The organism is Pseudovibrio sp. JE062 (assembly GCF_000156235.1).
In the GTDB taxonomy this organism is placed as follows: domain Bacteria; phylum Pseudomonadota; class Alphaproteobacteria; order Rhizobiales; family Stappiaceae; genus Pseudovibrio.
Genome location: NZ_DS996810.1, coordinates 234,441 through 259,923 on the forward strand (window position 1 = coordinate 234,441; position 25,483 = coordinate 259,923).

General features: G+C 53.1%; 23 protein-coding genes. 14 read left to right on the plus strand and 9 right to left on the minus strand.

The window, feature by feature from the left end; translation table 11 throughout:
- Window positions 1–10 precede the first annotated feature (10 nt).
- The gene (locus PJE062_RS26120) at window positions 11–592 is read right to left on the minus strand and encodes a gamma-glutamylcyclotransferase (RefSeq protein ID WP_306303373.1); all 582 of its coding nucleotides are present in this window, start codon (window positions 590–592) and stop codon (window positions 11–13) included.
- Between the two features lie 37 nt (window positions 593–629).
- Here PJE062_RS26120 and PJE062_RS15785 point away from each other — a divergent pair, with 37 nt between their 5' ends.
- Window positions 630–1,673: a DUF2125 domain-containing protein gene (locus PJE062_RS15785; protein ID WP_008550581.1), complete on the plus strand. Its 1,044-nt coding sequence runs from the start codon at window positions 630–632 to the stop codon at window positions 1,671–1,673.
- A gap of 14 nt (window positions 1,674–1,687) precedes the next feature.
- Here the strand turns inward: PJE062_RS15785 and PJE062_RS15790 are convergent, their stop codons facing one another.
- Window positions 1,688–2,149 (minus strand): GNAT family N-acetyltransferase, encoded by a 462-nt coding sequence (locus tag PJE062_RS15790; protein WP_008550746.1) that lies wholly within the window; start codon window positions 2,147–2,149, stop codon window positions 1,688–1,690.
- A 324-nt stretch (window positions 2,150–2,473) separates the two neighbouring features.
- Here PJE062_RS15790 and PJE062_RS15795 point away from each other — a divergent pair, with 324 nt between their 5' ends.
- Both PJE062_RS15795 and PJE062_RS15800 read left to right on the plus strand, forming a co-directional pair.
- Window positions 2,474–3,376, plus strand: coding sequence for a CoA ester lyase (locus tag PJE062_RS15795; RefSeq protein ID WP_008550356.1), 903 nt, complete (start codon window positions 2,474–2,476; stop codon window positions 3,374–3,376).
- A 90-nt stretch (window positions 3,377–3,466) separates the two neighbouring features.
- Entirely contained in the window at window positions 3,467–3,673 is a 207-nt protein-coding gene (locus tag PJE062_RS15800; protein ID WP_008550451.1) for a DUF1737 domain-containing protein, read from the plus strand.
- Between the two features lie 58 nt (window positions 3,674–3,731).
- Here PJE062_RS15800 and folE read toward each other — a convergent pair whose 3' ends face one another.
- The 5 genes from folE to PJE062_RS15825 all read right to left on the minus strand — a co-directional run bounded on the left by folE (window position 3,732) and on the right by PJE062_RS15825 (window position 10,553).
- Complete coding sequence (gene folE, locus PJE062_RS15805) at window positions 3,732–4,355, minus strand: GTP cyclohydrolase I FolE (protein ID WP_008550607.1); 624 nt, start codon at window positions 4,353–4,355, stop codon at window positions 3,732–3,734.
- A 60-nt stretch (window positions 4,356–4,415) separates the two neighbouring features.
- Window positions 4,416–5,468, minus strand: a complete 1,053-nt coding sequence (locus PJE062_RS15810) for a cyanophycin synthetase (protein ID WP_008550635.1) — start codon at window positions 5,466–5,468, stop codon at window positions 4,416–4,418.
- Window positions 5,469–5,540: 72 nt separating this feature from the next.
- On the minus strand, window positions 5,541–6,230 hold the full coding sequence (locus PJE062_RS15815) for an outer-membrane lipoprotein carrier protein LolA (RefSeq protein WP_008550309.1): 690 nt from the start codon (window positions 6,228–6,230) through the stop codon (window positions 5,541–5,543).
- 209 nt (window positions 6,231–6,439) lie between these two features.
- Window positions 6,440–9,352 (minus strand): DNA translocase FtsK, encoded by a 2,913-nt coding sequence (locus PJE062_RS15820; RefSeq protein ID WP_008550591.1) that lies wholly within the window; start codon window positions 9,350–9,352, stop codon window positions 6,440–6,442.
- A 4-nt stretch (window positions 9,353–9,356) separates the two neighbouring features.
- Window positions 9,357–10,553: an aminotransferase class I/II-fold pyridoxal phosphate-dependent enzyme gene (locus PJE062_RS15825; RefSeq protein WP_008550251.1), complete on the minus strand. Its 1,197-nt coding sequence runs from the start codon at window positions 10,551–10,553 to the stop codon at window positions 9,357–9,359.
- 202 nt (window positions 10,554–10,755) lie between these two features.
- On the opposite strand from PJE062_RS15825, the gene PJE062_RS15830 reads away from it, so the two are divergent.
- Entirely contained in the window at window positions 10,756–11,760 is a 1,005-nt protein-coding gene (locus PJE062_RS15830; protein WP_008550239.1) for a CorA family divalent cation transporter, read from the plus strand.
- Here PJE062_RS15830 and PJE062_RS15835 read toward each other — a convergent pair.
- Window positions 11,757–11,966, minus strand: a complete 210-nt coding sequence (locus PJE062_RS15835) for a DUF1674 domain-containing protein (protein WP_208982369.1) — start codon at window positions 11,964–11,966, stop codon at window positions 11,757–11,759. The two genes, PJE062_RS15830 and PJE062_RS15835, sit on opposite strands and share 4 nt — an antisense overlap.
- A 265-nt stretch (window positions 11,967–12,231) precedes the next feature.
- Here PJE062_RS15835 and htpX point away from each other — a divergent pair, with 265 nt between their 5' ends.
- The 8 genes from htpX to PJE062_RS15875 all read left to right on the plus strand — a co-directional run bounded on the left by htpX (window position 12,232) and on the right by PJE062_RS15875 (window position 22,313).
- The gene (gene htpX / locus PJE062_RS15840; protein ID WP_008550435.1) at window positions 12,232–13,257 is read left to right on the plus strand and encodes a zinc metalloprotease HtpX; all 1,026 of its coding nucleotides are present in this window, start codon (window positions 12,232–12,234) and stop codon (window positions 13,255–13,257) included.
- Between the two features lie 318 nt (window positions 13,258–13,575).
- Window positions 13,576–15,024: a 16S rRNA (cytosine(967)-C(5))-methyltransferase RsmB gene (gene rsmB / locus PJE062_RS15845; protein WP_037037263.1), complete on the plus strand. Its 1,449-nt coding sequence runs from the start codon at window positions 13,576–13,578 to the stop codon at window positions 15,022–15,024.
- Window positions 15,025–15,297: 273 nt separating this feature from the next.
- Window positions 15,298–16,956 (plus strand): heparinase II/III family protein, encoded by a 1,659-nt coding sequence (locus tag PJE062_RS15850; protein ID WP_050773936.1) that lies wholly within the window; start codon window positions 15,298–15,300, stop codon window positions 16,954–16,956.
- Window positions 16,957–17,121: 165 nt separating this feature from the next.
- A complete protein-coding gene (purH, locus tag PJE062_RS15855) occupies window positions 17,122–18,738 on the plus strand; it encodes a bifunctional phosphoribosylaminoimidazolecarboxamide formyltransferase/IMP cyclohydrolase (protein WP_008550346.1) in 1,617 nt (538 codons plus the stop codon).
- Between the two features lie 159 nt (window positions 18,739–18,897).
- Window positions 18,898–20,424 (plus strand): glycosyltransferase family 39 protein, encoded by a 1,527-nt coding sequence (locus PJE062_RS15860; RefSeq protein ID WP_008550132.1) that lies wholly within the window; start codon window positions 18,898–18,900, stop codon window positions 20,422–20,424.
- Window positions 20,425–20,523: 99 nt separating this feature from the next.
- Entirely contained in the window at window positions 20,524–20,991 is a 468-nt protein-coding gene (locus PJE062_RS15865; protein WP_014283183.1) for a GNAT family N-acetyltransferase, read from the plus strand.
- Window positions 20,992–21,105: 114 nt separating this feature from the next.
- On the plus strand, window positions 21,106–21,849 hold the full coding sequence (locus tag PJE062_RS15870; RefSeq protein WP_235861646.1) for a carbonic anhydrase: 744 nt from the start codon (window positions 21,106–21,108) through the stop codon (window positions 21,847–21,849).
- Window positions 21,850–21,860: 11 nt separating this feature from the next.
- Window positions 21,861–22,313: a GNAT family N-acetyltransferase gene (locus tag PJE062_RS15875; protein WP_008550120.1), complete on the plus strand. Its 453-nt coding sequence runs from the start codon at window positions 21,861–21,863 to the stop codon at window positions 22,311–22,313.
- 562 nt (window positions 22,314–22,875) lie between these two features.
- On the opposite strand, the gene PJE062_RS15880 is transcribed toward PJE062_RS15875, so the two are convergent.
- Window positions 22,876–23,709 (minus strand): NAD(P)H-binding protein, encoded by an 834-nt coding sequence (locus tag PJE062_RS15880; RefSeq protein ID WP_008550574.1) that lies wholly within the window; start codon window positions 23,707–23,709, stop codon window positions 22,876–22,878.
- A gap of 101 nt (window positions 23,710–23,810) precedes the next feature.
- Here PJE062_RS15880 and PJE062_RS15885 point away from each other — a divergent pair, with 101 nt between their 5' ends.
- A complete protein-coding gene (locus PJE062_RS15885; RefSeq protein WP_008550355.1) occupies window positions 23,811–24,740 on the plus strand; it encodes a LysR family transcriptional regulator in 930 nt (309 codons plus the stop codon).
- A gap of 135 nt (window positions 24,741–24,875) precedes the next feature.
- A complete protein-coding gene (locus PJE062_RS15890) occupies window positions 24,876–25,454 on the plus strand; it encodes a hypothetical protein (RefSeq protein ID WP_208982344.1) in 579 nt (192 codons plus the stop codon).
- Window positions 25,455–25,483 lie beyond the last annotated feature (29 nt).

The following is a 25,483-nucleotide window of genomic DNA, read 5'->3' on the forward strand; positions in this document are numbered from 1 at the left end:
GATCCGCGCTTTATAAAGAAAGCTGCCGTGCCAGCCATTCGACGTTCTGGTCTTTAATACCCATTTCCTTCATATGCGCGTGAGTGTTGAGTACATACTCCGGATTTGCGCCAGACTGCCCCACAGCCCCCTTTACAATCTGCAATTGGTCTTCTAGCGGTAACGCACCTGCATATTGCTCGTGTTTCTGGTCGGCAACGAATGTCACGGCGCGGACTTTGGTGCCGTCTTCATCCAGCAAACGGATGCGGCGGTGGGTTTCCAGATACACCATGGTCTGCTGTTCGCGCTCGCGGAGGTATTCCAGTGTGTGATGCCAGTTTTCCGGTGCGACCCGAAATGCCATGCCGATGCAGGCACCGCCTTTATCCAGCCCAAATACCAGTCCAGGGTTGTCTTGAGTTCCTCGATGAACCCATGAATACACACAGAGAGATCTATGGACACCATGCAAGATTGCCGGGACAGCTTGCTCATAGGTAAAGCCAGGACGCCAAATTAGTGAGCCGTAGCCAAATATCCATAAATCTCGCATAACTATTTTCTCGTAGAATTCTTTGAGTGACACGCCTATCAGGCTCGTAATCAGCATGCAACTCACAGCGACGTGTGAGGGTAACGGAGAGTAGATGACTGAACCAAAAGTATCCCGGCCTCCAAGAAAGTCGGCGTATTTCGTTTTGGCGATCCTAGTCGCCTTGATTATTGGCGGCTGGTCCGCCTATTGGGCAGTTGGACGCGGTATTGTTTCGGACGTTATTCGCAATGGTGTGAAGGTTGCTGAAGCAGATGGTGGAAGCCTTGAGTGTGGCAACCAGCAGCTGGGTGGCTACCCGTTCCGCTTTGAGTTGACCTGTACTCCGTTCCGTATGGACAAGAACGGAGAATGGTACTTTATCAATGAGTTACGCGGTGTTGCGTTGGCCTACAATCCAACTCACGTGATCTTTGAAGCTACTGGCCCGGCAGAGGCGACCTTTGGTCAGGCTGGTCCGGCATACTCCGCACACTGGAAAACGGCACAGGCAAGCGTGATTGCGAAAGACAGCAAACCGGCGAAGCTGGATGCTGTCTTCAAAGAGCCAAAGCTGACTTACACCATTGGTGATCAGTCCGTTGAGTTCGATGCGGAACTGACTGAAGCGCATATGCGCCGCGTGGAAGGCAATGAAGATGCGCTGGACCTATCACTACTGGTGACTGGTCTGACAGCGGGTCAGGTGTCTGATGATGTGCCGCTCGATATCAGTCTTGTGATGCAGCTGCCGGAGGGTTCTAAGCTTCTGGACGGCAAAGTTCGCAACATTGCTGATTTGATGGTTGATGAAGAGCTAAAGGTCAACGTTTCCAATCTGCATCTGAAAAGCGGAGAGTTTTCCGTCAAAACAGGTGGTGATCTGGTGATTGACCGTCAGGGCCGTCTGAACGGCACTCTGCCTTTGGTGATTACCGGCATTCATCAGTTGGAAGATGTGTTGCGCCCACTGTTCCCGCAGGGTTCTAAGACACTTGAATCACTGCAGAAGACTGCGATGAGTATTGGGCAGGGAAGTGCGGTGAATGGTGTTCCGACGCTCAAGATCCCAGTGACGATTGAAAACGGGCGTGCCCGTATCGCCTTCTTTGATCTGGGGCCGGTGCCTCAGCTGATCATAAAAGAAAGCGGCTCGTAAGAGCCGCTTTTGGTTTAAGCGAGTGCCAGACGGTCAATCGGGACAATGAAGCTGTCTTTGTCGTCTGGTTCTGCCAGATTTTCAAAGAGGCTGTTGTCGACCTTGTTCTTGTTTGGCACGAGCCAGCGAACATGAAGCCAGTCACGCTCTTTACCGATCTTGGAGATCTGCTCTACCAGTGTGCGACCAATGCCCTTGTGGCGGTGGTCTGGCATCACGTAGATATCATCCAGCTGGCCAATGCGCAGGCCGGAGATCAGGTCTGGAATATCGAAGAAAGCGGCAAATCCGACCAGCGTGTCCTCTTCAAATGCACCGATGATCTCGATTGACTTGTCTTCGATCAGACGCTCTGCGAAGACTTCGTCAGGACGACGTGGAGCTCCGCGCTTCAAAGCTTGTGCATTCTCTGCGATGAGAGGGGCCAAGTCTGGCGCATCAGCGGGTGTTAAGGCTCTGTAAGAAAGGTCAGCCATTATACCTCTTCCCGTTCCTTCGTTTGATTTTGCGTTATAGAGTGACCCCAAAAATCCCTTAAAATCAAGGTGCGAAAGTCTTATAGGACCGCGAAATTTGTGGGATGCTTCTTTCCAGTGGCTGGCTTATCGAGAGAGTGCTTGTTGTGTCTGCATCTCTGCGTTGCCGCAAAAGCTGATGTTGCTGGGCAGCATAAGGCGAATTGCAGCCAAAGGCCTAGTGTTTGGCGGTTCAAAACTCGCAATTAGCCCGAATGGTGAGTAGTTAAGGCGGATTGCTGGTTCTAAACTCTCCTTTAATTTTGCAACGCAACAGGAAGTGCCATGTCTAGCTCAGAGCAAGCTCACACCATCAGACCGCGTCGTAGTGCGCTTTATATGCCGGGTTCAAATGCACGGGCATTGGAGAAGGCCAAAGGGCTGGATGTGGATGTGCTTCTGCTGGATCTGGAAGATGCTGTTGCACCAGATGCCAAAGAGATGGCACGCGTGCAGGTGTGTGAGGCTGTTGCAGGTGGTGGGTATGGCCATCGCGAGCTTGTTATCCGCATCAATGGCATGAAAACTCCGTGGGGGCATGACGATCTGAAAGCTGCTGTTGCTGCCAAGCCGGATGCTGTGCTTTTGCCGAAGGTGGAGAGCCTTGCTGACATTCAGCCGGTTGCGGACTATCTGGCAGAGCAGGGCGCAGAGAGCGTTCGCATCTGGGCTATGCTGGAAACACCGGGTGCAATCCTGAATGCCTCTGAGATCGCGGAAGCGGCGAAAGATCCGCATAACCGTCTCGACGTGTTCATCATCGGCACTAATGACCTGAGCAAGGAAAGTGGTGCGAAGATCCTTCCGGGCCGTGCAGCGTTGATGCCTTGGCTGATGACATTCCTGGCGACGGCTCGCGTTGGTGGGGCGGATATTCTGGATGGCGTTTACAACAACTTCTCTGATCTTGAGGGCTTTGCGGAAGAATGTCAGCAAGGCGCAGACATGGGATTGGATGGCAAGACGCTAATTCATCCAAAACAGCTGCCTGCTTGTAACTCTGCGTTTGCGCCGAGTTCTGAAGAGGTTGCGTGGGCGAAGAAGATAATTGCCGAGTTTGAACAGCCTGAAAACCAGGACAAGGGTGCTGTGCAGGTGGACGGCAAGATGGTTGAGCGTCTGCATGCGGATATTGGCCGGAAAACCGTTGCGATTGCAGAAGCTATCAAGCGGCACGTGAACGCGTAATTTTGAACAGTGCGCGTGTTTAAAGCTCTGGCTTCTGTCTGGCGTGGCTGATAGGTTCCGCCGAGATTTATAGAACCTAAGGGAATGGATATGCGCCTTTACCGCCTCATCACCGAACCGGATTCCGCGAAGTTTTGTCACCGCGTGACTGAAGCACTCAACAAAGGTTGGGAGCTGCAAGGTTCTCCAACCATGACCTACGATGCCACCAGAGGCGTCACCATTTGCGGTCAGGCTGTGGTCAAGCATGTTGATGGCGAAAAGTATACGCCAGAGACAAAGCTTGGCGCTTGGTAAGCCAACAAGTTTCAAGGCCTGCAGAGATGCAGGCCTTTTTGTTATGGGCTTTGCTTCGTTAGCCAAAGCTTCCTGAGGGGGCATGCAGCAGTGAGAGGAACTCCTGTCGCATTGCGGTGTTGGTTTTGAAGTCTCCCTCAAAGTACCGTGTGACCATTGAAACGCCAGGCTTGCGAATGCCTCTCGTGGTCATGCACATGTGCGCTGCTTCCACGATAACAGCGACACCACGGGGCTGCAGAGCTTCCCAAATGGCGTCTCCGATTTGCGCGGTGAGTGTTTCCTGAATTTGCAGGCGTTTGGAATAGGCCTCTACAACACGGGCCAGTTTGCTGATGCCAACAACGCGTCCTGCAGGCAGATAGGCAACGTGGGCTTTGCCGATGATCGGAACAATGTGGTGCTCACAGTGGGATTCCAGGCGCATGTTGCGCAGAACGATGAGATCATCGTATCCGTCTGTTTCCTCGAAGGTTTGTGTCAGTAGTTGCTTGGGATCGGTTTCGTATCCGGCAAAGAAGTCCTCGTAGGCGCGTGCAACGCGGGCAGGGGTATCAAGTAGCCCCTCGCGCTCCGGATCATCGCCCGACCATTCAATCAGCGTTCTGACAGCGGCTTCGGCGTCTTCTCTTGTTGGTCGTTTGCGAGCCTGTTCTTTGGTCGGCGTTTCGCTCAGCAGCATACTTATGGTTCCTGATGGATGGAGGTATGCTGATATTATTGTAATAGTATAACATTACAATCAAGCTGATTGTTGAAGCATGGCTTCCAGTACACCCCGATAAATGGCACGGACACGGTGATGATGCTCAGGAGAGGCCTGCCAGAAGTTGGTAAGGCCGGGGCCTGCGTTGAGTTCAAGCACATGGGCTCGAGCGTTGTTGATACTCAGGTCTTCGCAGAGAATATCGACACCGGCATACCGCAGGCCACAGACGCGGGCTGCTTCCACGGCCAGGTCTTTGAAGCGTTGTGAGGCGATATCGGTGACGTCGACGGCTTCTCCGCCGGTTGAGAGGTTAGCATTGGAGAGGAGCTGAAGGAGCTGGCCATCACTCAGAATACTGGTCAGATCATAGCCTGCGTCCTGAATGGCTTTGAGGATGCGTGGATCGTCGTATTCCACCTTGTACCCACCGCTGCGGGTTGTGAGAGTTTTGATCTTCTCTGACAATAGCTCTGCGATGGTATAGGTGCCATCCCCAATAATGGAGAGTGGGCGGCGTTCGATAATTGCTAGGATAGTTCCGTCCAGCACAATGACGCGGTAATCGCGGCCTGAGACTGCTTCCTGCACCAACATGCGATCATTGGTTTGTAGGGCGGCTGTGAGGCGTGTGTTCAGCTCTGCCTCATCAGAGATCTTTTGCACTCCAACACCTTGCGTGCCTTCGTTGGGCTTGATGAAGAGCGGATAGCCAAGGGCCTCAGCGATTGCAGGGGCTTTGGTGAGCGTGTTCAGGCTTTGCGCCACATGCGGGTTTGCGGTGCTCAGCAGCCGGATGGCTTTGTCTGAGTGGATCAGCTTGAAGTCCGGGGTTGGCAGGTTCGCATCTTGTAGCAGGCGGCCGCAGAAATCTTTGTCTTTGGCGGCTTCTCCGGCGGCGTAGCTGTTAAGTGCGAAGGCGCCACCTTTAATCGGAAAGCGTTTGCCGTTTTCCGTTTCAATGTAGCCGAAATAGAAGAACTCGCTGTCGAGAGCGAGTTTGATACCTTTCTCCTGGCACAGCTCTGCAAGCAAGCGCGGGGCCAGAGGAAGGTTCGGCTGGTCGGGTGAAACCGGGATAAACTGCATTCACATACTCAAGCTAATAAAAAAGGAGCGCCGAAGCACTCCTCTTCATACATCAGAATTTGGATCAACGCTTTAGTTGTTGCCGCGTCGCTGACGGGAATTTGCGATGTAGTCGATCTTGAACAGATCCGGGTTGGTTGCGCCGTTTTCAACCACATCGTAGATAGCAACAGAGGTGTCGTAACCCTGTGCATCGCGCACGGTCCACTGCTTCAGTTTGTAGTCGCGTGCGTCGAAGATCAGCGTCAGGCGACCGGAGGTGAAGCGGGTTTTGTCGTCGATGGTGATTGTGATGAGGTCTGGCTCAACAACCACGTTGGTGACGTTTGCATCTGTTTTTAGGTCGATCTTGTCTGCAAGCAGGAAGCGTAGCGGGGTCTGAGACAGTGGCCAGATGTCCTGTGTCTGCAACTTACGGTCCTTCACGGAGACCATGCTGCCGTCAGCAATGATGTCGAGCGTGGACGGCTTGTTGTAGTAGAAGCGGACTTTGCCCGGACGGCTGATGAAGAACTGGCCTTCAACGCGGCCACCGGTTGGGCCGAACTGTACGAACTTGCCGTGCATGTTGCGTACGGAGTTGAAATACTTGCTCACCGCATCAATGGCTTGCACGTTGGTGAGTGCGACCGGCTGAGCCTGCTGGGTTGTTTGAGCGGCGGAGTGTTCCGCTGTCAGTGGGACAGAACCAATAAAAAGCGCTGCAGCAATTGCGAGGCTTTTGCCAATCCTACCAAAAGAGATCGCCTGAGATGCAATCATAAATAAAACTCCGCTGTCAAAACTCGTAGAACAACCGTAAGGCGAGTTGATTAACTCTTCTCTAAATCTTCAGCCGGCGGTTGTTTGTGAACCCTCATTTTGAGAGGCTATCGTTACCATAAGGCGAAGATGGGGCATATGCCCCAAATTCCATAAATTTGCCTTGTGATCTCCGAAAAGGCTGATCAACTTTTCGGGATTGCTCTCAATCAGAACTGCTCATCATTGTCCGGAAGCAGGATTTCGCGCTTACCGGCGTGGTTCGCTGGGCTGATCATGCCTTCCTGTTCCATCCGTTCAATGAGAGATGCAGCGCGGTTGTAGCCGATTGAGAGGCGACGCTGGATGTACGAGGTGGATGCCTTGCGGTCTCTGGCGACGATGGCCACAGCCTGATCGAACAGGTCGTTGGTTGCGTTGCCGGAACCCTGTGTCAGTGCATCGTAACCACCAGCTTCCTCGGTTTCTTCTGTCACGTCGGAAAGATATGTCGGTGTGCCCTGTTCCTTCAGGTGCTTTACGATGTCTTCCACTTCGTCATCTGAAACGAATGGGCCGTGAACGCGCTGGGTTTTACCACCAGCAGCCATGTAGAGCATGTCACCCATGCCGAGCAGCTGCTCTGCGCCCATTTCACCGAGGATCGTACGGCTGTCGATCTTGGAGGTTACCTGGAACGAGATACGGGTTGGGAAGTTTGCCTTGATGGTACCGGTGATCACATCCACGGATGGACGCTGGGTTGCCATGATCAGGTGGATACCAGCAGCACGGGCCATCTGTGCCAGACGCTGGATTGCGCCTTCGATGTCCTTACCAGCAACCATCATGAGGTCCGCCATTTCATCGACGATCACCACGATGTACGGCATTTTCTCCATTGGCAGTTCTTCTTCTTCGAAGATTGGCTCGCCAGTGTTTTTATCGAAGCCGGTCTGAACCGTACGGGTGAAGCTCTCGCCCTTCTTCATGGCCTGCTCAACACGGGTGTTGTACCCGTCGATATTGCGCACGCCCATCTTGGACATTTTCTTGTAGCGATCTTCCATCTCACGAACAGTCCACTTCAAAGCCACAACGGCTTTGTTTGGGTCAGTCACAACCGGGGTGAGAAGGTGCGGGATACCGTCATAGATGGACAGTTCAAGCATCTTTGGATCGATCATGATCATCTTACACTGCTCAGGGGTGAGCCTGTAGAGTAGGGAGAGGATCATGGTGTTCACAGAGACGGACTTACCAGAACCGGTCGTACCTGCCACGAGCAGGTGAGGCATACGGGCAAGGTCGGCGATGACGGCTTCACCATTAATGGTTTTGCCGAGTGACATGGCCAGTTTTGCCTTGGACTCATCAAAGTCCTCAGAATCCAGCAGCTCGCGAAGATAAACGGTTTCTCGCTTGGCATTCGGCAGTTCGATACCGATGGCGTTCTTGCCCGGAATAACGGCCACACGTGCAGAGATCGCGCTCATGGAGCGGGCGATGTCATCTGCCAGACCGATCACGCGGGAGGACTTGATGCCCGGTGCTGGTTCCAGTTCGTAAAGGGTAACAACAGGGCCGGGGCGAACTGCGATGATCTCACCGCGCACACCGAAGTCGCCCAGAACACCTTCCAGAATGCGGGCGTTTTGCTCCAGTGCGTCTTTGCTCAGGCGCTGTTTGCCATCTGCCTGAGGTTCTGCTAGCAACTCGATGCTTGGTAGTTCAAACGGTTTCTGTTTGACGATGGCAGCAGACTGTTTTTCCTGCGCAAATGGGCGTGGAACCATTCGGCCCGGAGTTGGGCGTGGCGCCTGTGGCTGCGGAACCGGTTGCATTTGTGGCTCTGGTTCGTCCGGGCTGGCGATGCCAATCGGGCCAACTGGAGCTTCTGGCTGAGGTCCACGATGGAGGTCTTCGTCCTCGTAGTACTCATCAGGTCCGAGTTCGTAGCCTTGCTCGTCATAAGCAGGCTGGCCAGCTGGTGCGGCTTCCCACTGCTCTTCAGGGTAAGGCTCATTCTGCGGTGCGTATTGTTGTGTGTTGTCGTATTGCGGATCAAACTGCACATCATCGCGCGCAGGCTGAGCTTCCTGCTGATAATAATCGTTGAGGCCGTCGTCTTCGTCCGGCATCAGCTTTGCTGCCACCTTGCGTCTCAGACGGGAAACCAGACCACCTTTTTGCTCAGGTTCTTCCTCGTAGGCTTCCTGTTCTTCCCACTGCTGTGGTGCTTGTGGGTCGTACTGGTCGTCCTCGTAGTATTCCTGTTGCTGTTGTGGCTGGTTTGGATCGTGCGGTGCCGGAGCGTACTCTTCTTCTTCCTGCCAGTTCTGTTCAGCAGCAGGTTTGCGCTTGAAGAGCGTGCGCTGGATTGCGCTGGTTGCCATCAGCTTCCAGTGGCTGAGAGCGCCAATGACTGCGTAATAGCGGTTATTTTCGCCTTCGTAGTCGTCCTCGGAATCCTCAGAGAATGGAAGGGCTTCATGAGGTGTGTACTCATCCTCAACCGTTTCGTCCTCTGCGATCTCTTTCGGAGCGGAGTCTTTACCGATCAGGCCAGCAGCATGTGCCAGCAGAGCAATGGATGGCAGGCCGAGTCCAACTGCACCGGTGAGGGTGCGCAAGCCCGTTGAGAGCTCAGGTAGAATTGCGGAAGGGATGGAGAACACCCAGTCACCAAGGAAGCCGCCAAGACCTGTTGGCAGTGGCCAGCTTGTTGGGACTGGAATTGCTGCCAGTCCACCCGCGAACAGCACTGTTCCGACAAACCATGTCAGGAAGCGTTTGCGGGTGACGCCGGAGGTGTATTTTAGCGACAGGCGCCAGCCCCAAATGAAGATGGGCACCAAGAACACGGCTGTTGCCAGCCCGATGGTCTGCATCAAAACATCAGCAACAATGGCACCAGTTTGACCCAAAGCGTTGTTGATCTCCGCATTGGTTGCGTGATTCAAGCTTGGGTCGGCTGTGGACCATGTTGCTAGTGCTGCCGCCACGCAGATGCCGATGACAAGGATCACCGCACCGCCAATGACGATCAGATTGCTTTTGATAAAGCGCTTTATCGGGCTCTCTGTATCAGCCAGTGAAACAGAGTTTGCTTTTGGTCGTTGCATTGCAGCAGCCTGACGCATTCAATTACTCCAGAGAGTCCAAAATTCTTCGGAACGCTTCCTTGCTGGTTTCCAAAGATTCAACGAGGGCGAGGCGGATGTATTTGTCACCGGGGTTGGTACCGTCCGGCATGTCTGAGGCGATGTAAGCACCTGGAAGAGCTTTGACGCCGGTTTCACGCCACAGCTTTTCAGCGATCTCGGTGCCAGTTCCCCAGCGGGATACGTCCAGCCAAAGGAAGAAGCCGCCATCTTTGCGTACGGAGCCGAAGAGAGGCGCAAGCATGTCTTCAGCTGCATCGTACTTTTCATTGTAGAGGCGGCGGTTTTCGATCACGTGCTTTTCATCGCCAAATGCACGCACGGCCAGCGCCTGAACTGGCATCGGAACCTGAGGGGCGGCAACGTTGCGGAAATCGGCAAAGAACTGGATGAACTCAGGATCACCAGCGGCAAAGCCACAGCGTGCGCCCGGCAGGTTGGAGCGCTTGGAGAGGGAGTTGAAGGTCACCACGTTTTTCAGAGTGCCATCAATCGCTTCAGCTGCCTCCAGAATGCCAGTTGGCGGTGTTTCGCGATAAATCTCGGAATAGCATTCATCCGCGAAGAGCATGAAATTGTGTTTGCGCGCCAGCTTGATGAGTTTTTGCCAATATTCCATTGGCGCGACGGTGCCCTGAGGGTTCGCAGGGGAGGCAAAATAGAATGCGACGGTGCGGTCCAGCAGATCCGGATCAATTGCATCTAGATCAGGCAGAACTCCGTCAGCAGGTTCTGGCAAAAGAATTTCGTCTGCGCCCGCAATATGAGCGCCAGCACCGTAAGATTGGTAGAACGGGTTCGGCAAAATAACAGCCGGTTTGCCCTCTTTCTTCAGATAGTCGCGTGCGGAGACGCAGCCGAATACGAGGCCTTCGCGAGATCCGTTGAGCGGAATAACGCTCTTGTCCGGATTAAAGGCATCGGACAGGCTGAAGCGGTTTTTGAGCCATTTGCCAACAGCTGCGCGGAATTCATCTGTGCCACGGATAGCTGGGTACTTGCGAAAGCCATCTTTGTTTTCTTCAAGCACTTCAATAACGTAGCTAGGAGGTTCATGACGCGGTTCGCCGATGGTCATGACGATTGGATCCAGACCCGGCTCGATGCCAGCGAGCTGTTGATTCAGCCGCTGAAACGGGTTTCCTCCGCTAGATTTTTTTTCAATTTCTTTCGTGGACACAAGAATTCTCGCAGGAATGATTTACAACAATTGCTCAGAGCACCAAAACTCTAGTGTTTTTTGGTAAATTGGCTGTTAACCAATTTACGGTGCGCTAAGCTGAATAGGTGTTTCTTCTAGGGTTTGTCATCTGATTTTTTAGAAGTGTAGGTTTTCATGTGCTGGCTGGGTTAGAATTGAACTTGGGCCGGGATTTGTCGAAATGGCGCAAACCACAGAAAACATTGATGCAGGCCATATCCATTTGGATTCCTCGTTTGTTGTCGTTTTCTCCAAAACAAAAGGTATGCGCAGGCTCACACTAGCAGAGCTGCGTGACTATGAGCTGGAGCCCGATGAATTTTATTGGGCTTATCTGCAACGGGTTGCTGCTCAGAACAGAGAGTTTCTTGAAGAGGCCGGGCTAGAACACAGCGATATTGATGAGCTGCTAGAGCGGGAGGTGCGTCCGCATTGTCATGTGCGTTCGAAAGGGGTGTTTATTGCGATCAACTCCTTCAATGAGTTGCCCAGCCAGGAAAGCGGCGACATGGAATATGCCCATGTTTGGGTTGATGAACGCAAGATCATCTGCGTCTGGCATGAGCCGCTGGAGGTGTTTCGAAGTTTGGTTGAAAGCTTCAATAAACGTTTGCCACCTGAAAGTACGGCGGAATTCTGGGCGCGATTGGTTCTGGCTATTGCTGAGCGTGCCGAGGACATGGTTGAGGAGCTTCAAGACCGGATTGATCATCTGGAAGATGTGGTTTTGGAAACTGGAGATCATCCTTGGGAGAGTGAGTTGGCCCGGGTGCGAAGGCTGGCGACGATTGTTCGTCGAAGCATGCTGGCGTTTCTGGATACCATTCGAAACTTTGAGATCGAGAACTTCAGCTGGGTTAATCGCGTCAACAAACGACGCGTGCGTGAAGCTGGAGATCGCGCTCTTCGAATTGCAGAAGAGATGGACGCTATACGTGAGCGTGCTGAAATTGTTCACGATCAGATTATGTTCAAACGTTCTGAGACAACCAATCGCTCCATGTTGATGATGGCAGCGATTGCTGTTGTGTTTCTGCCGCTCAGTTTCATTACTGGATTGCTGGGCATTAACGTGGCGGGCATTCCCGGAAGCCATGACCCTGTTGCATTTACGGTGATCACGGCCCTGCTGGTTCTGATCGGACTGGTTCTGTTTATGATCGTCCGATGGTTTAAGATGTTTTAGAAGTCGCTGGTGATGCCTTTGACTTCCCAGTCGCTGTAGCGGGCGGGGTCGAGACCTCCGCGGCCATTAAGTTCTTTTGGCATTGCCTTCTGCGCAGCATCTATTTCGGTGCGACGTTCTTCAGCTTCTTTCAGAGCGCGCTGTGCTGCTGGGGGCAGGTCTTCGAACCGGCGTTTTTTGGGTGCTTCTTCGACCTGTTCAGACATATCAACTTCTTGTGCTTTGAAGTTTTCGACGGCTGATTTGTTCTCTTTTTCCATTTCAATCCCCGTTGGCTGATGCTGCTTATCGCTTCTGTAAGCTTGCGTTTGCCATTTGGAGCTACCACTTAAGCAGGTAGTGGTAGTTTCACAATGATCGCGTAGGCTTAGATATAGGCGCGAGAGCCTGTGTTTTGCAATGGGCACTGCGTTCATTGATGGACGACTGCCGAATTTGGCGAATTAGAGAACAGATTGGAGCGTTGAAACCATGAACTATGTACGGACCGGCATGCTGCTTGCGGCGATGACCGCTTTGTTTATGGGTATTGGCTTCATGATTGGCGGCCAAACCGGCATGCTAATTGCGCTACTGATCGCCGGTGGCATGAACATCTTCTCCTACTGGAACTCGGATCGCATGGTTTTGGCCATGCACCATGCGCAGGAGGTGGATGAACGTCAGGCACCGGAGCTTTATGGTATGGTTCGTACCATGGCGGCACGTGCTGAACTGCCGATGCCGAAGGTTTATGTGATCAACAACCCGCAGCCAAACGCATTTGCGACAGGCCGAAACCCTGAAAATGCAGCGGTGGCTGCGACGACTGGTTTGCTCAACAGCCTGACAAAAGAAGAAGTTGCTGGCGTGATGGCGCACGAGCTGGCGCACGTGAAAAACCGTGACACGCTGATCATGACGATTACGGCAACGATTGCCGGTGCGATCTCCATGCTGGCAAACTTTGCGTTCTTCTTTGGCGGAAACCGCAATAACCCGCTTGGCTTGATTGGTTCGATCCTGATGATGTTCCTCGCGCCCATGGCAGCCGCTCTGGTTCAGATGGCGATTTCCAGAACGCGTGAATATGCGGCTGACCGCATGGGGGCGCAGATCTGTGGTAACCCGCTGTGGCTTGCTTCTGCCCTGCACAAGATTGCAGGTGGTGCGGCACGTGTGGTGAATGAGGATGCAGAACATAACCCGGCGACGGCGCATATGTTCATCATCAATCCGCTCTCCGGCCAGAACATGGACAACCTGTTCTCCACCCACCCGAACACAGATAATCGTATTGCCGCGCTTCGTGAGATGGCCTCAGAAGGTGGTTTTTCTGAAATGCGGAGTTCTGGTGGCGGTCATTTTGGTGTTCGTGAAACATCCAATGCGCAGCCGCAGCGTGATACTCGTCGTCCAAGCGGTCCATGGGGTTCTGCTGGTAACACCGGACAGCGCCGTGGTGGTGAGCAATCTGACCGCAATGAACCACGCAAGCCTAAAGGGCCTTGGGGTTAAGCCTGAAGGCCAAAAAGCAAGAGAAAACTGCGAATGCGGGGCGTCTTCCGCATTTGCTTTGTTGATTGTGCCGGGTTTACCTGAATAACTATTCGAGCTTCCCAAATTGTCTTTGCAATATTAAAGGTTCTGTGGTTAGCCGAGCGGGATTTGACAGTTCTCCTATGGTGACAATTGGCAGTAATCCGCCAAAACTTCTAGTGGAACCAGATGGTCCACTCCGGTTTCTGACAGAAGCCTTTCACGCAAGAATGCATCTTTACAAGAATAGCTGGCGCCGAGGATCTGGCGACACATTCTGGAATACATGGATCAACGATGAGCGCAGAGCGTAAGAACACATCCTCTCAGGGCAAAAACTCCAAGTTCAAGGGGAGAAAGCGTTCTGGAGCACCGAAGACTCCAAAGGGTAATGACCAAACTTCTGACGCGGATAGCGTAGAGGGTACTTTCAAAGATCCTGGTTATGCAGCGCGTAAGGCAGCGACGGACCTGTTGGGCAAAGTGCTCAGCAAGCGCATGCCGCTGGATTGTGAGCTTGATCTGAATAATGGCCATCCAGGTTACAAGCGTCTTGAGCCGAATGATCGGGCACTGGTTCGTGCGATTATCGGTACTGCGCTGCGTCGTCGTGGTCAGATTCAGGATGTGATTGATCGCTTCCTTGATCGCCCAATCCCTGAGAAAACTGGCCGTGTTCTCGACATTCTGCACGTTGCTATGGCGCAGCTGTTCTTTATGTCTGTGCCTGATCATGCAGCGGTGTCCCTTGCAGTGACGCTGGCGGGTCGTGACGGACGTGCGAAGCCATACAAGAACCTCGTCAATGCAGTTCTGCGCCGGGCAACTCGTGAAGGCGCTGCTATTATTGCAGAGCAGGATGCTGAGAAGCTGAATGCGCCTGAGTGGATGTTTGCGCGTTGGTGCGAAGTTTATGGTGAAGAGGCCGCGCGCGCGATGTCCGCTGCGCATATGACTGAGCCGTATCTGGACCTGACTGTCCCTGCTGATCGTGAAGCGTGGGCTGAAAAGCTTGGTGGTGAAGTGCAGCTTGGCTATTCTGTGCGCCTTCAGCCAGATGGGCCTATTGAAAAGCTTGAGGGTTTTGATGACGGCAAATGGTGGGTTCAGGATGCTGCGGCAGCTGTTCCTGCTCGTTTGCTGGGTGACATCAAAGGCAAAGTCGTTGCTGATCTGTGTGCTGCTCCGGGCGGTAAAACCATGCAGCTGGCAGCCGCTGGTGCAGATGTTACCGCTGTTGATATCTCAGCGCGTCGTTTGCAGCGTCTCACGCAGAATCTGAAGCGCGTTGGTTTGGAAGCTGAGACTGAAATCTCTGATCTTCGTGAGTTTGTGCCGATTGATCTGTTTGATGCGATCCTTCTTGATGCGCCGTGTTCTGCGACCGGAACCATTCGCCGTCACCCTGATGTGGCTTGGTTGAAGCGTGAAGATGATGTGCTTAAGCTGGCTGATTTGCAGTACGAATTGCTTGAGAAAGCATTGGGTTGGCTGAAGCCGGGCGGCACGCTGGTTTACTGCACCTGTTCACTGGAACAGGAAGAGGGCGAGCTGCAGATTCAACGCTTGCTGCTGGAGCATCCAGAGGTGCAGCGTGTGCCTGTGACGGCAGAAGAACTCGGCGGCGTTGCCGAGGCGATCAACTCCCAAGGTGACTTCCGTGCGATGCCAGGTCAGAACCTATCTTCTGGCAAAACATCTGGTGGATTGGACGGCTTCTTCGCTGCTCGTTTGCGCATCTCGTAAAAAGAGGTGGTGGAATGTCACTAAGGATTTGCGCAAATTGAGCATGGTTAACGAGATTTAAAGAGCTTGGGCGCAAACCATTTATTAAGTTTGGTTTAGAGCGTGCGGTTGCAAAACGCATTTATAGATCACGCTCTAAATCTTTGTTTTTTCGCGTTTCCTTATTTGAAGGCCTATGGTTTTCGAGGATACGCTATAGCGGAGAGCTGAAGGGGTATGACGGGCGCAACGGTGTCCGAAAGGCTCAGAATCCTTAGCCTTTTGACACAAAACATGGCTCAAAACAGCCTGAACTGGGCACGCGGGGGATCAATGTTCCGCATGTTCTCGTTCGGGAGTGCGCCATCGCGTCTTCTTATTGCTCCTCAGGATCTTCGTACTGCAGACGCGACGAATGCTGCTGATATCTATGCCGGACGCTTCCTGTTTGCAGGGCATCTGGTTGAAGTTGGCGGTCAGTCTCCGTTTGATGTTGAGCCTCCGAATCTGCAATGGGCGAAAGCTCTGCACGGTTTTTCCTGGCTCCGTCATTTGCGTGCTGCTGAAACCAATATGGCACAGCAAAATGCTCGTGCTTTGGTTGAAGACTGGATCAAGACCTGTGGTCGCTGGCATGACATTGGCTGGAAGCAGGAAGTTGTTGCTCGCCGTGTTCTAAGCTGGATGGCGCAATCTCCGTTGTTGCTGACCGGATGCGAAGCTGATTTCTATCGTGCCTTCATGCGCTCGCTGTTCCGACAGGTTCGCTTCCTTCGCCGGACCATGAACAAAGCGCCGGATGGGCTACCGCGTTTAACCGTTGCTATGGCAAATGCGTGTGCGACTGTTTCCATGGACGGTCAGGGGCGCCACATCAAGCAGGCATTAAAGCGGCTTGATCAGGAGCTGAAACGCCAGATCCTTCCAGATGGTGGACATATCTCCCGGCATCCAGGTGCCATCATCGAGATCCTTGTTGATCTGTTGCCGATCCGCCAGGCACTTGTGATGCAAGGGCAAACGGTGTCTCCGGTGATGATGGAATCCATCGACCGCATGATGCCGATGATCCGCTTCTTCCGTCATGGTGACGGTTCCTTCGCTCACTTCAACGGCATGGCTTCCACGCCGGGTGATGTGGTTGCAACGATCCTCGCTTATGATGATGCACGTGGAACGCCTCCGATGAGTGCGCCTCATTCTGGCTATCAGCGTCTGACTGGTGGTGACAGTCTGGTGGTGATGGATGTTGGTGCTCCTCCACCGATACGCTTTTCTAACAGCACGCATGCTGGCTGTTTGTCTTTCGAGTTCTCCTCAAAACGCAACCGTATTTTGGTGAACTGTGGTGTCTCTACGCGTGAGCAAGTTGCGTGGAAGATGGTGGCGCGTTCGACCGCTGCTCATTCCACTGCTGGCATTGGTGATGCTTCCTCTTGTCGTTTCCTGACATCATCTCGCTTCGATAAAATGCTGGGAAATCCGGTTTTGTCTGGGCCGCAAGATGTTTCTGCTGAGCGGCAGGATACGGATCTTTCTGACCGTGTGATTGCGAGCCATGATGGGTATGTTGATCGCTACGGAATAACTCACGAACGTGATCTGACGCTTTCGCGCGATGGTACGGTTCTGGACGGTATTGATCGCTTCAAGCCTACATCTGACAAGGGTGAGGAAGAGGCGGTTACCATTCGGTTCCATCTTCATCCGCAGGTCACTTGCACCATGTTGCCGATGGGCGATGCTGCTGTTTTGCAATGTGCTGATGGTGAGGCGTGGGAGTTTACAGCTGAAGGGCTGGAGTTCTCCGTTGAAGAATCAATCTATCTGTCTGACGTGTTCGGCCATCGCCAGACGCAGCAGATCGTGATTACGCTGGGTGTGAAAGAAGCGCAGAGCGTGACGTGGATGTTGAGAAAGACAGCATCTGCGAAGGGACGGCGGAAGACCTAACGTCATTTATTCCCATGCCCCTTAGGGGATGTAAACTGCTCCTAAAGGTTACCCGTCAAACCCGTCTTACACCCTATTAAATGGGTTCCCACGGCTGTGAATAAGTGTTATTTGGCGGGCGTCAAACCCTTCTATTTCCTCTTTCAGAGAATAAGGCTTTTACCCATGGCCGTTGTCTCCAAAGGCGTTCCGATACCTGAACTCGTATCGGTTAAGCGCGCGCTTCTTTCTGTCTCCGATAAAACCGGTCTTGTTGAATTTGCAAAAGCTCTCTCCGAACGTGGGGTTGAGCTGATCTCAACAGGCGGAACTCGCAAAACCATTGCTGAGGCTGGCCTTCCAGTTAAAGACATTTCTGAGGTTACTGGTTTCCCTGAAATCATGGATGGCCGCGTGAAGACGCTGCATCCTATGGTTCATGGCGGCCTGCTGAGCATTCGTGATGATGCTGAGCACGTTGCTGCGATGGACGAGCATGGTATTACCGGAATCGATCTCCTTTGTGTGAACCTGTACCCATTTGAAGACACTGTCGCTTCTGGTGCTGATTACGCAAATGGTGTCGAGAATATCGATATTGGCGGCCCAGCGATGACCCGTGCAGCGGCTAAGAACCATGCTTATGTGACCACTGTTGTTGATCCAGCTGACTATGCTGCTGTGATCGTAGCGATGGATACGCATAACGGTCAGTCTCCAATTACTCTTCGTAAGAAGCTGGCGCAGAAGGCATTTGCCCGCACCGCTGCTTATGACGCTGCCGTTTCCAACTGGATGGCAGAGCAGATTGATGAAGCTGCTCCTGATTATCGCGCGATTGGCGGCAAGCTGAATGAAGTGATGCGCTATGGTGAGAACCCGCATCAGGCAGCTGGTTTCTATGTAACCAGTGAGCAGCGCCCAGGTGTTGCGACTGCTCGACAGGTGCAGGGTAAGCAGCTTTCTTACAACAACATCAATGATACGGATGCCGCGTTTGAGCTGGTTTCCGAGTTTGATCCTGCGCGTACAGCGGCTGTTGCTATCATCAAACATGCGAACCCATGCGGTGTTGCTGAAGCGCCTACGCTGAAAGAAGCCTATGAGAAGGCACTGGCTTGTGATCCGGTTTCTGCGTTTGGTGGCATTGTTGCTCTGAACGGAACTCTGGATGCAGATGCTGCGGCTGAGATCACCAAGATCTTCACCGAGGTTATCATCGCTCCTGATGCGACTGAGGAAGCGATTGCACTGGTTGCCAAGAAGAAGAACCTACGTCTGCTTCTGACCGGTGGTCTTTCTGATCCACGCGCAAAGGGTCTTTATGTGAAGACTGTTTCCGGTGGCTTGCTGGTGCAGGATCGTGACAGCGGTGTTGTTGATGATCTGGATCTGAAAGTGGTGACAAAGCGTGCGCCATCTGAACAGGAGCTAGCAGATCTGAAAATGGCCTTCCGTGTTGGCAAGCATGTGAAGTCCAATGCGATCGTTTATGTGAAAGACGGCGCTACCGTTGGTATCGGTGCAGGGCAGATGAGCCGCGTGGACAGTGCTCGGATTGCAGCTCGCAAAGCTGAGGATGCTGCAGAGGCCGCTGGTCTTGCTGAGCCTCTCACCAAAGGTTGTGTGGTTGCGTCTGATGCGTTCTTCCCGTTCGCTGACGGTCTCCTTTCTGCCGCTGAAGCTGGCGCGACGGCTGTTATTCAGCCGGGTGGTTCCATGCGAGATGACGAAGTGATCAAAGCAGCTGATGAAGCTGGTCTGGCAATGGTCGTCACCGGAATGCGTCACTTCCGCCACTAACAAGCGATACAATTTAATTGTTCTGAGCCTTCGCAGGTAATGCTTGCGAGGGCTTTTTTATTGTTTTTACTATTTTACTTAAATCAACAAGCATCTACTTAGGGGCAATATGTTACAGGTGAGCGGCATATTCTAAGCCCCAATAACAAAGCGGAACAGATGCAGCAATTTCAGGCAGCCTTTTCGAGAACCAAGCAGTTTTGTAAATCGAATGATTGGGCCGAGTTCATTACAGATAACTTTGTTTGGCTTCTTGCAGGATATTTTGTTGTCCAAACTATAGTCCGATATTTTGCCTCACCTATCCTTGGCCTGGATGAAGCGGAGCAGATTATTGCGGCGCAGAGTTTTCAGCTTGGGTATGGGCCGCAGCCGCCGCTTTATACTTGGTTGACGATCATTTTCTTTTCGGTGTTTGGCAAAGGGCTTTTTGCTACGGCTTTGCTGAAGAACTCTTTGTTGTTCTTTGGATATCTGGGTGTTTGGCTGACTGCTCGGAAAGTCTCGGATAAGACACTGGCAGCGATTGGGACGGCGGCGTTGCTGTTTTTGCCGCAGATCTCCTGGGAGTCACAGCGGGCTTTGAGCCATTCGGTTTTGATGTTCGCCTGTTCAGCGTGGACCGTTTATCTCTTCATCTCCTGCATTCAAAAGCCGAGCTGGTGGCGGGCTGCTGTGTTTGGGGTTGTGATCGCGGTTGGAGCGCTTTCCAAATACAATTACCTCTTTCTGTTTGCGGCTTTGATTGCGGCGGGGTTTTGCATTGAGCAGGGGCGGCGCTTTCTTTGCTCCAAGTACATCGCTGTTTCTGCTGGTGTTGCTTTGGTTCTGCTGGTTCCGCCAGTATTTTGGATGTTTGATAATCAGGATTTGATTTACGCGCGCGTTCATAAGTTTGGGATTGATAAGGTTGAGCGGCATTTCCTGACCGGGTTCTTCTCTCTGATCAATGCTGCGCTTCAGTTCGTCATAGTGGCCGTTGTCCTGTTCTTCTGTGCATGGGCGACGAGCTTTTATTGGAAGGATGAGGAGCAGCATGATCAGTATGTGAATGAACCTCTCCGGAAACTGCTGACGCTTGTGGTGGTGTTTGGGCTCATTATTGCGGCGGTCTCGGTGATTGCCAGTGGGGCGACCAATGTGAAGGACAGGTGGCTTCAGCCGATCCTATTCCTGGCACCGCTCGTTGCTTCGCTATGGCTGTTTGCTGAAGTTTCCATACGACAGGCAAAGATTGTGCTGGGAACAGCCTGTATCTTGGCTGTGGTGATTGTTGTGCTTATTCCTTTCAACTTCGCTTATGGCAGCTTCAAGAAGCCGAGTGCACATTCGCTGCCGTCGCAGGCCATTGTTGATACGCTTGCGCAGTATGGGGTGCGCAGTGTGCTTACGACCTCGCACAGTATTGCCGGTAACATCGGGGATCTGAAACCGAACTGGGCGGTGACTATTCCTGAGTACTCCGGCATCGATATCAACTATGCCTATCCTGTTGCGGTGCTTTGGAAGGGGCATACGAAGGTTGTGCCGGAGAATATGAAAGCGCTTTATGAGAAGCTGAAGGGCAAACCGCTTCCTTCCAGTGAGATCCATATAGAAGCCGCGCCTTATCATCACTGGTCCAAGTATCCGTTTGATTATAGCTTCATCATTGTGGAGGGGAGTGATCAGGCCTCCCTAAAGTGATGCCTTTTTGCGTTCAGGTTCTCCCAGTTTTGAGAATGGGTAGGCTCTCTCAAAATTGCTAGGCTCTTGCTGGCGATTTGAGATCAGGGAGATTGGTCCGTGATATTCGATGAGATTACCGTTGAGCCTGCCCGAGAAGCAGATGCCCATCGCTTGGGGGAACTTGTCTTTGCGATGGAGAGTGAGCTTTGGCCTGATGATGAGCTGGATGTGAGGGAGTTCCGCAGCACGGCGGAGGATATTCTGACCGATGATGGCTCCCGCTATTGGGCGTATCTGGCCAGATCCCATGGGGAGCTGCTGGGGTTGATTACGCTGGCGGAGAAGAAAGCCATTTATGCTGGTGGGCGCTTTGGTGAGATCGTTGAATTTTACGTTGTGCCTTCTGGCAGGTGTGCTGGTGTTGGCAAGTGCCTGTTGCAGCATGCGGTGTTGAAGGGGCAGGAGATGGACTGGCCTTACTTAGAAGTAGGGGCGCCGCATCAGCCGGCCTGGAAGACCACTCTGAGTTTTTATCTTAATAACGAATTCAGAGAAATTGGGCCGCGGCTGGAAAGAGAAATTTAGGTGCGATTGCGAGTTCTTTTCGTTTAGGGCTGTTTCCCTCAATTCAACAACAGAATGTCCAGAATGGGCTTTTAGGCTGGCGGCAACTTTTGTTTGTTTGGCCAGGAGAAGCCTATGTGTTGGATGTGCAATGAAAAAGCGGGTCTGGTTGGATCACCGGAGCGTCGCAAGTTCCTGAAAACGGCAGGTGTATTTGGTGCTGCCCTGGCAACGGGTGGTGTTGGTGCTGTTTCTTCTGCCGGGGCGCAGGAACCGCCTATCCCTAAAAACGAGATTGGTGGTGATGATGCGCTTAAGCGTCTGATGGATGGTAACAAGCGCTACGTTGAGGGGAATATCTCTCCCGCTGATTTCCAGAGCACACGTGCTGCATTGGCCGCTGGGCAGAACCCGTTTGCGGCGATCCTTGGGTGTGCGGATTCCCGTGTGGCGCCGGAGCTGGCGTTTGATACGGGGCGCGGAGATCTCTTTGTTGTGCGTGTGGCCGGTAATGTCGTGACACCAGAAGGGCTTGCCAGTCTTGAGTTTTGTGTTGATGTGCTGGGCACGCAGCTGATTATGGTGCTGGGCCACGAGAAGTGTGGTGCGGTGAAAGCGGCGATTTCCTCCGTGCAGAGTGGCAACCAGTTCCCCGGACATATCCAGACGCTTGTTGAGCTTCTTCGGCCTCCTGTGCAACAGGCGCAGGCGGAGAAGGGGGATATCCTCGTCAATGCGATCAAGGCGAATGTGCAGTGGGGGACGACCGCTCTGCAGCAGGCATCACCTATATTGGACAAGCACTTCAAGGCGGGAACGCTGAAGGTTGTTGGCGGGGTGTATGACCTTGATACGGGCAAGGTAACGCTGGTGACATAAGAGGATCGCAGATGGTTGTTCCCATAGTCAGGGTATCTGAAGCAAAGGATCTTCCGGCTTTGCTGGAGCTTGAGGCTCATTACATGGCGGAGCTGGAACCGCAGAACTTTGAGCGGTGGAAGGCGTGTGAGGCCGTGCACCGTAAGCGGATGGAAGAGGTTCTGGCGCGTACTTTTGCGGCTGAAATGGCCGATGAGATCAGAGGCTATTGCTATTGGGGGCTCCAGAATGACGGTGCTCATATCTTCAACGTGTATGTGCATCCGGATTTTCGCCGCTACGGATTAGCGAAGTATCTGCTTGAGCGTACGGAGGAGGATATTCGGAAAAAGGGCTTCAGCCATTGGACGTTCAATCCCATCAGGACGCATCCGGCGAAGGTGTTCATTGAGCAGCTTGGCTATAAACTTTTGCGGGAAGATGCGGACCGGCTTCACATGATGAAGGGGAAAGCGGCGGCGTGAGACACGCTTCATCCCGTTCTGCAAGCAGCTTTAGCACCGCTGGAAATTTCCGGCGGTGTTTTCACGTGAAACTCCCGTTACGGGGAGGGCAAGGCGAGCAGGCGGTGCCTGCGCTATTTGTTAGTTACGAGTCTTCGGCATCGGCTATTCGCCTTGCCCGGGCATTTTGGTATGGCCAACATCGCCTCTTATCCTGAAAGACACGATAGCCGGTTTCCCGGAAGGACAATGGCTGTATCTGAGCAGGTTTCCTTGCTCTGATAGGTCCATTACCCCTGACATTTATCTCTCTGACCGACAAATGCCACTGCGTGATGCCCTTCAGGCTTGGGCCCTTCCTCTCAGGCCATGCAGTCACGCCTGAAAATCGGTGCCACCGGACCTTTGCAAGATGCGTTACCCCTCACAAAAGCCCCACCCAGCCCACGACACGCCGACGGACGGCCCGCCAGCTGCCCGTTACGTGGGCATGCAATGAGTATGGGGCCATCTTTCGCCAAGGGGGATAAGTTTTTGAATGCCCCATTGCCTGACGAGGTGCACGGGCAACGGGGCAGAGACGTTAAGCCCACGCTTGGATATTGCGGCTGATGAACTCTTTCAGGCCTTCTGGTTTGCTGCCTGTTGCAGCTTCTACGTCGTTTGTAAGAGCTGCATTCTGTCCGGCGCGGACGGAAACATAGACTTGTTGGAAGAAAGCGATGGCTGTGTCCGCAAAGCCTGCTGCTTTCAATCCCTGAGCGAACTGTTCCTCTGAGATGTTTTTGTAGGCCACGGGTTTGCCGAGTGCTGTGCTCAACTCCTTTGCGACTTCGCTGTAGTTTGGTGCTTCGCTGCCGGTGATGTCGAAGGCTTTGTTGGCATTTTGTGGGTTGAGCAGGGCTGCGACGCTAACGGCTGCAACATCTTTTGCGGAAATGAAGTTGATGCGACCATCGCCTGCCGGGGCATACAGCTTTCCAATGGCGATTGTCTGGGCGTCTGCCTTGGTGAAGTTGTCGTAGAAAAAGCTTGGGCGGACGATGGTGTAATCCACTCCGCTGGTGATCAAAGCTTGTTCCACGAGGAAGAGCGGGGCTTGCGGGATGTGATTGATGCCCATGCCGGTGATTAGCACGATTTGCTTCACGCCGCTTGCCTTTGCCGCTTCAATTGCAGGGATCATGACCTGATCTGCTTCCATATCTACCGGGCGCGGGATCATCACAACTCGGTCTGCCCGCTTAAAACTGGTGAACGTTTCGGGGCGGGCGTAGTCAAACTCAACGACTTCATAGGTGGTGTCTGGTTTGGGCTGGCGGCTGCCGCCGAGAACTTTGACCGGCTTTTCTGCAAGCTGGCGGATGATTTCGGTGGCCAGGGTGCCTGTTGCGCCGGTGATGAAGATTGTTTCCATGAGGGTGCTCCCTGTGTTGTTCAGAGCAATATGGCGTGGATTTTGTTTCCTTATTAGGAGCTATATTTGATATATATTGTTCCGAAAAAGGGATCAGTAATTTGAAAGATGAGCTCAAACATATCCGGCGGCTTGCTGTCTTTGCCTGTGTGGTGGAGCAGGGCTCGTTTGCTGCAGCGGGGCGCAAGCTGAACATGGGGCGTGCCAAGGTGAGCGAGCAGGTGGCTTTGCTTGAGGAAGCGCTGGGCGTGCGGGTGTTGCATCGCTCTACCCGTAAGCTGAGTTTGACAACGGATGGTGAGCGGTTGTTGCCGCATGCGCAAGGGTTGTTGCAGCTTTCGCAGGATGCGCTTGCCTCTGTTGAGCAAGGAGCGGAGGAGCTTTCCGGCACGTTGCGGGTGACGTGCACGCAGGATTTTATGCAGCGGGTGCTTTCGCGATTTCTCAAAGGCTTTGTGCGGCGGTATCCGGCCTTGAAGCTTGAGTTGCTGGTGGATGATCAAAAGCTGGACCTGATTGAAGATGAAGTGGATGTGGCACTGCGGATTGGCATTCCTGCTGATTCAGCCATGATTGGCCGGGTTTTGTGTGATGTTGAGTTTCAGCTCTATGCCTCCTGTGATTATTTGAGTGAGCATGGACGCCCAGCTTTGGTGAGTGACCTGAAAAATCACCGTGGCATTGACACGCTGGATGTTGCGCTCAACTCTCTTTCTCTGTCAGACCAGACGGGCCTGCGCAGACCTATTTCGCTGCACGCGATGTGCCGGACCAACTCACCATCTGGTATTTTATCGATGGTTGAGATTGGCTCCGGGATCGGGCTTTTGCCTTTATATCTTGTGCGCGATGCGGTGGAACGGGGAACGGTTGAGCGGGTTTTACCGGACTGGAGCTTTGGTTCTGCCAAGCTTTATCTGCTCTATCCTTCCAAGAAGCAGCTGGCGCGGCGGAGCCGTGTATTTATGGATGAGTTTCGCAAATGGTTGTTGGAGACGAAGGAGGGGCGCTCTTTCTTCTTCACGGATTGAAGCGGCGGATAAGAGGGTGTGTGTTTTGCAAAGGTCAAGTGATGGGCGGTTTGCTGGGTGTATGACTGGGGCTTGCGGAATGCAGTGGTGAGGTGCCGGGATGTGTACCCTCCGGATTACAGAGAGGTGTTTTCGTTGAAACTTTCGTATCTGACCCTCGGCCTTCTCGGGGGCGCTTTTATGGTTGCCAGTGGTGCGCAGGCGCAGGGAACCATCACCCATTACCAGAGTGAGGGAAACCTTGAGGTGACCCATAATGTGGGTTGTGTGGCGCGGGAAGAGACCAAGACGAGCTACACACCGGCAGACCTTTATCAATCCATCTTTGCCTGCATTGAGAAAGAGCAGTACCAAACGGCAGTTGATCTTTATGTGATGGCGTTTGCGCGTGGGTATTTTGATATGCTGCGCGTGAAGGACAAGAGCGCGCATCAGGCGATCTCCGTTCTGCGACTGGTGACCTTTCAGAAGCTGAGCAAGGAACAGAGCGAAGCCTTTGGCAAAGCGCTGGAGGCGTACAGCAAGGATGGCATCAGCGGCGCTTGCAGTTTCTTGCAGGGCTCAGGCGCGCCGGACTATTACCCCAAATACATGGTGGCCCATGGCATGGGTGGCTTTAAAAAAGAAAGTGGCAACGGGCTGGTGACACCATTTGACGCCAGCGAAGCATGGCAGGTTTCCCTCGCCAAAACAGGTATCTGTTCTGCCAAGTAGATGCTGGCCTGCGGGGGGATGGTATGTTC